The organism is Vibrio sp. STUT-A16 (assembly GCF_026000495.1).
Lineage (GTDB): Bacteria > Pseudomonadota > Gammaproteobacteria > Enterobacterales > Vibrionaceae > Vibrio > Vibrio diabolicus.
The window spans coordinates 1-3,998 of sequence record NZ_AP026768.1 but is presented as its reverse complement, the minus strand read 5'-3'; the positions used below and the strand labels follow the sequence as shown (position 1 = coordinate 3,998).

Annotated in this window: 4 protein-coding genes; 2 read left to right on the top strand and 2 right to left on the bottom strand. The window is 41.9% G+C overall.

The features are described from left to right. Positions 1-175: 175 nt before the first annotated feature. A complete protein-coding gene (locus OO778_RS25040; protein ID WP_206971073.1) occupies positions 176-1,717 on the top strand; it encodes a hypothetical protein in 1,542 nt (513 codons plus the stop codon). Between the two features lie 159 nt (positions 1,718-1,876). Then, complete coding sequence (locus OO778_RS25035; protein WP_264912858.1) at positions 1,877-2,830, top strand: replication initiation protein; 954 nt, start codon at positions 1,877-1,879, stop codon at positions 2,828-2,830. 86 nt (positions 2,831-2,916) lie between these two features. Here the strand turns inward: OO778_RS25035 and OO778_RS25030 are convergent, their stop codons facing one another. Together OO778_RS25030 and OO778_RS25025 are read right to left on the bottom strand one after the other, a co-directional pair. Beyond that, entirely contained in the window at positions 2,917-3,084 is a 168-nt protein-coding gene (locus tag OO778_RS25030) for a hypothetical protein (protein ID WP_206971071.1), read from the bottom strand. Between the two features lie 2 nt (positions 3,085-3,086). Next, on the bottom strand, positions 3,087-3,809 hold the full coding sequence (locus tag OO778_RS25025) for a hypothetical protein (protein WP_206971072.1): 723 nt from the start codon (positions 3,807-3,809) through the stop codon (positions 3,087-3,089). Positions 3,810-3,998 lie beyond the last annotated feature (189 nt).

The window sequence follows — 3,998 nt, the reverse complement described above, 5'->3', positions numbered from 1 at the left end:
GCTTGCTTGCAAGCCGTCCTGAATGTTACACTTTTTATAAGTGTGGAATATTAACAACCAGTTGCCTAAATTCCACACTTTTCCCAGCTACGCGGAAAAGTGAGAATTATAGGACTGGCAAGGGGTGAAACCCCTTGACCCCAAGAGCCAAAAACAATAACTACAGGTGCTAGGTATGAAACAGGTCAGAATGCTTTACAAAAGGTTGAATTTCAATTCAACCGCAGCAGGACGCTTCAAGATGAAAGCGTCACTCAAGCACAGCTTGAGAATTGTCGATGAACATAATTCATTCGACAAAGAAGATGGTCAGGAATGGAATGAAAATTTAACCGATAACAACTTAGTTTTTATCGGTGGCGACCTGAAAACTTTTGCGGAGTTTTCAGAAGAAGAACGAGAAAGTTTTCTCGATTCTTGCTTTGCTCCAACGCAGCCAAATAATAAAAAGGCTCTCCAGAAAACCCGCAGTGCATACGGGAAAAAGTTGGAGAACGCTATCGAGAAAGAAACAAATCCGATAGCCAAGGAAATGCTTGAAGCAATAAAAGAAGTGCCACTTCATCAGATGATTGAAAATCATCTTCTTCAGCGGCTTCATAATGATGATGTGCAAATGGTGAGAAAGAGCCAACGTTTAACGATGGTGCAAAAATATGCCGATGCACATAATGCCCTCACGGAAACCGTAAATAAAAAATCGACTTACATCCAAGAGGGGTTATTTAAATTCCCCAAGCCAAAGGATAAAAATGTAAATGAACTGACGGACGAACTATCCGCAGAGGATTACATTTTTCACATGGAAAGGTTCTTAAAAGAACATTTCCCAGAGCATGAAACCAAGGCTATTTTTTGCCACGTAGACGAGGCAAAAATCCATAGCCATTATTATTTGAGTGGTGCAAACAGCAAAACAAACGAATTAGATTTGCACAAAAGAGAGCTTGAAATCGTTAATGATTACATCAGGAAAGTGACCGACCCAAATAATATTGATGTGGAGCTAATCCCTACGGATAAAAAACTTTCGTTTGGTGAGCGTCAGAGATTTGGACGTTACTTCCAGAGGCTTTTCTTTGATTACACAAATGAAAATTTGCTCTATGAGCGTGGTGTGATCGCCGCGATTACAGATGAGTCCGAGCGCAAAAGTGACCTGTCCAAGCAGCGAAATGCAGAAGCGAAACTTCCAAAATCGCAGCGTTCCCACAACTACGCTACCCATCAGGCGGAGCTTGCGGAGAAAAAAACGCTCGATGCAGAGCAACGCTTAGTATCTGTAAACACTGAAATTGCCAATGTTGAAAAGCAGCTTCAATCAAAGCGCATGGAGCGATTCGTGATCGAGAAAACCATAGAAGATAGAAAGTTCAGTCTCGAAGAAGTCGAGACTGAATTAGCTACTAACAGGGATCTTCTGGATATGGTTAACTCTCAAATCGAAGAGGCTAAACAATATCTTTCTGATTTTCAGGAGTCATTTTTTAACGCTGTAGGCAACGTGACGAAAAATATATACGTCAGAGCCATTGCGTTATTAAAGGGAAATCAATCAGGCGCAGAGCAATATGCACAAAGGATCTTGCAGGAATATTCAGAGATTGCACCAGAGCCATTGCGTGATATATGCAAGTCAGCAGCCAAGGCGGTAGAAGATATTGAACTGGAAAGCAGAATGAAGCGGAAAGATCAAACAATGGATCTAAATAAATAATACTGGTAGAATTTTCTACAGATAAAGAAAAAGCCCGTCTTTAACTTTGGCGAGTCAAACGGGCTTAATTCAGAATACGAGAATAATTATAATGCATAATTCAAGACATGTACACCCTGTAATTGCTCGCATATTGCTATCGCCAAGGCGGTTAGCTATGTGTCCATAACAGCAATCTTCCAAGAGTCCTTACCAGATTTTATTCAGTCTCAACCCGTTAAGGGCGAGGCTACGGTTTGGCTACCAAAAGCGAAAGCAATCCAGCTAGAACGCTTTAAATCGTACTTAAACGACCGTCATTTTGTCATGGTAGACCACGACAAAAGCCCTTATCGAGCCGAGCGTTTATACGACATTGAGCCAAATATCGTCTGCTACAATCCGCAGAAACCTGAACGTCATCAGGCGTTTTGGCTTTTGCGTGATCCCGTTCATTGTCAGCCTACCGCTAAAGCAAGAAAGCCATATCGCTATCTAAGAGCCATAGAAGCGGCTTTTGATGCGAAATACGGGGCAGACATCCACTTTTCCCGACACATCCACAGAAACCCCCTCTGTTGGCTCTCAGACACGGACTGGCGGCATGATAGAGCTTATTCACTAGGTGAGCTTGCTGAGGTCGTAGATTTGCAGCCACACCGCATTAGAAGCGGTAAGAGACTTGTCACGGATAAGGGAAGTCGAAACGTTACCTTGTTCAATGATCTTCGTGCGTGGGCTTACCCCAATGCGCTCCAGGTTCGAGAGAATCATGATTACGATGCCTGGCACAAGCAGATAGTCACAAGAGCCATTGCTTACAATAGCTTTGCTGATCCGCTACCGCTAAACGAAACGCTAGTTGTAGCTCGCTCCGTGGCTGAGTTCACCTATTTTAAATACCGCAAGCAAGGCGCAGCCCTCACAGAAGCCTATAGCGAGCTTCAAGCGCAAAGGGGTGCTATCGGTGGTAAGAAGTCGAAAGGAGGCGGTAGACCGCCTGTAGTGAGTTCTGAGGATGCTCAACGCATCGAGCTGATGCTTTCAATGAATTACACGCAGCGAGAAATTGCCGAAAGATTAGGAATCTCTAAATCAGCAGTTAACAATTACGCAAAATCAATTGTTAAATAATTGTTAAATCTTGTCCATAAACAAGCCTATCAGTTGATCCCCCCCCTGAGGGGGATCTTTTGCGTTAGCAAAAGAGGTTTTTAGCCTTAACTTTTTTCACTGTCCACTTGGTGCATTAGAAGCTCTAAACGCATCTTCATGAACATTAGAATATCTTCGTTTATCTCTTCTCCATTCAACCAACCTTGCATCTCTTCCACAAAGTTAGCGATCTCCATTTCTAGGTGCTCATCTTGGATTTCATTCAATTTCATAGCTAAATACTCTTAGTGAATAGGTAGTTCAATCTGGACATAAAGCCCTTGTTTGGCAAAGCATTGATTTGATTCTTGAGCTTTTGCTTGGCTTCCTTTTCGGATTCTACGTTTGATTTGAGCGTGGTGATTCGCTTGTTCAGCTTGGCTTTGTCGCTCTCGAACGCTTCTTTCTCTGAACGCAGGACAGCATTTTCCTCACGCAGCTTGTTCATATCTTCAACCTGAGCGGTAAGAAGTTGAATCTGAGCCTGAGCTTCTGCCAGTTCTTTGGCTAGGTTCTCGTTTGCTTTTGCATCTTCTGCACGCTTCACAGATTTTGAAGCTTTTTTGAATAATTCAAAATCTTCACCAGATGCAGGAAAGTCGATATTTTTCTTACTGCACTCAAGGTAAACCGAATTAATTTCTGATGCGGATAACTCAAGCTCTTTTAAATACGGATGTTGATTTACAACGTTCCAAGACTTCTTCCAAAGTCGATATGTGTTATACGACCAACCCAGACCGTTTTCACTCGTTGCGGTGTCACACATCGCTTGCCACGAAGTAAAACCAGATTCGCCAATAATTGAATTTTCAATTTCAGATTTGGACGGGCGACCCTTATTAGCCAAAAATGGCATTTCATTATCTAGGAATTGCATGAAGTTCATCCATGCAGATTTTGATTCTGTACCAAGTAACGCTATCAATTGCTTTTTGAGTTGTAGGGGATTTTCCATTTTTTAATTCTCATATTCTGGACTCTTAATAACAGAATAACAAATGAGTATATGATTTTCAATACCCATTTAAAAATGAGTAAATGAGTAAAAATTATATATATACTCAATATGTGTGGTTTTTATGGTGTTTTGGGTGCGAAACTGGCGACAATCGCCCTTTCCAAGCTCGAAAGAGCTTGGTTTAAG